Source organism: Nostoc sp. (assembly GCF_035638895.1).
Lineage (GTDB): Bacteria > Cyanobacteriota > Cyanobacteriia > Cyanobacteriales > Nostocaceae > Nostoc.
Window position 1 is genome coordinate 1 of sequence record NZ_DASQZC010000317.1, and the last position, 2,222, is coordinate 2,222.

General features: G+C 41.0%; 1 protein-coding gene. It reads right to left on the reverse strand.

Annotation, left to right across the window (positions count from 1 at the left end):
* The coding region (locus VE944_RS15660) for a WD40 repeat domain-containing protein (RefSeq protein WP_475483625.1) at nt 1-2,222 on the reverse strand (2,222 nt) is incomplete at both ends.

Here is a 2,222-nt window from a genome sequence, read left to right on the forward strand (position 1 = left end):
TTCCCATCGCGCGTAAAAGTGACGCTGGTAACTCCAGCACTATGCCCCGATAAGGTTCGCAGTAGCTTACCCTCCAGATTCCACAGTTTGATTGTCTGGTCTAAACTAGCAGAAGCGATCGCTTTCCCATCGGGCGACCAAGCTACACTTAAGACTGCATCATCATGTAAGAGCAAGGTTTTAAGCACCTTACCATCCCGATTCCACAATATCACCGTCTTGTCAGCACTCCCGGAAGCAATGGTTTGTCCATCAGGTGACCAAGCGACACTTAAAACTGCACCATTATGTCCCTGCAAGGTTTTGAGCGGTTTACCATCCCGACTCCACAGTTTCACCGTCTTGTCGCTACTGGCCGAAGCAATAATCTGACCATCTGGACTAAAACTGGCGCTATTCACGACACCTTGATGCCCTAATAGAGTAGCAAGCAGTTGACCCTCTCGACTCCAAAGTTTTACCGTCTTATCTTGACTGGCGGAAGCAACGATTTGGCTATCTGGGCTGAAACTGACGCTATTAACTACATCTTCATGCCCCGATAACGTTTTGACCAAGCTACCATTGGGATGCCAAAGTTTGATTGTAGTATCCGCACTGGCTGAGGCAATTAAAGAGCGATCGAGGCTAAATGTAACACTATTTACCCCAGATATATGCCCGTCCAAGCGGTTATATTCTCTTAACCCGGAAACTGCTTGATATAGTGCCGTCTGTACTTGCTCTTTGGTATTGGAATCTACCCAAACTGTTTGTTGTAATTTTCTTCCTGCTTTTAAACCTTCTTTTAAAGCATCAATACCTTTTTGCGATGCAAATAAGGCTTCACTAGATGCGCTGAGGGTTTTAATTTCGCTATCTACTGCTGTGACGATGGAAACACTTAATCCTAATATGGCGAGAACAGAAGCAGTAAGTGCAATTTTCAATGAACGATTTAATTGAGCTTCACTCAGCCTTTGTTTCTTTTGACTTTCTGCGAGTTTAGCTGTTAATTCTTTTTCTTTAAGTTCAGCTCGTAATTGCTCAATTTCTAACTGACTTAATTCTTCGCGCTTGTGTAACTCCCGTAATTCTGTTAATAAATCCAAACCCTGTTGGGGATGAGGATCTACGAATTGCGATCGCTGCTCATTTTGGCTAAGTTCATTCTTAAGCCGCTCAATCTCACCTTGACTCTGTTCTACTTTGTAGCGCAGCTGGTTAAGTTGTACCTGTAAGCTCGATTCTTGTTGTTGCAAGTAGCGAATCAAGTCTACTAAATAATCATGAATCAGTTGATAACGTTCTGGTACATCAGGGAATAGTACCACTAAACCGGAGCTAACTAAAATCTCTAATACTAACTCTAATTTACTAACATCTTCTAATTCTGCTAATTGCGCCGCTAACTCAGCACGAGTTTTAAAAGGTCGGTTGTTACTTTCATCTGTTAATAAGTATAAGACAAGTAACGCGGCTCGTTCATTTTCTGGGCCGCAGTCTTTAATCAGTTCCTTAAGATATCGCTCGATGAGTTTGTTCGGTCTATATGGCTGATATTCTTCTAGTGTAGTAATTCGTTCATCTTGAATTTGCGCTCCTACAACTTGCAATTCAATGGGGCGGACTTCTCCAAATCCTGTGGATAAATCTTCGATTAAGGCATCAATTAAAGCAGGCTCTAAATTAAACTGCGATCGCTCCGTCAATTTTCGGATAATTGCTTTAGCATATTCTGGCGAAAAATTATTTAATTGGTAGCGAATATGCTTGTCAAGAATATTATTATTAATCGCTTCTAGTGCTGAAACATGTTTAAAGTCTAATAAACGGTGTAAATAATCTTCTCGTAAAGAAAGAATAACTTTAACAAAGGGTATATTCAAACAGTCGCTAATAAATTTATCAAATTCTTGCTTCTGATTGCGATCGCTATAACCAAAGAAAAATTCTTCAAACTGGTCAAAAATTAAAACTGTGATCAGATGGTTATCAGCATTTTCTTTTAGTTGTTGTAAAATTTCAAAGATGGTGATGGGTGTGTCAGAGTAGGGCAAAACTTCCGCTTCAATAGCTGCTTCTGGCACGATGTCAGCATAGATGGCAAGGGATGCGTCATTAGACATCGCCTCACTTAAAGATTTTCCTAATTCCCGCGCCCAATCTGTGTAAACTTGCAGTACCACAGGTACAGCTATTTGATCACCAATAGCTCGATTTTGCAGTGCTGGAACTAACCC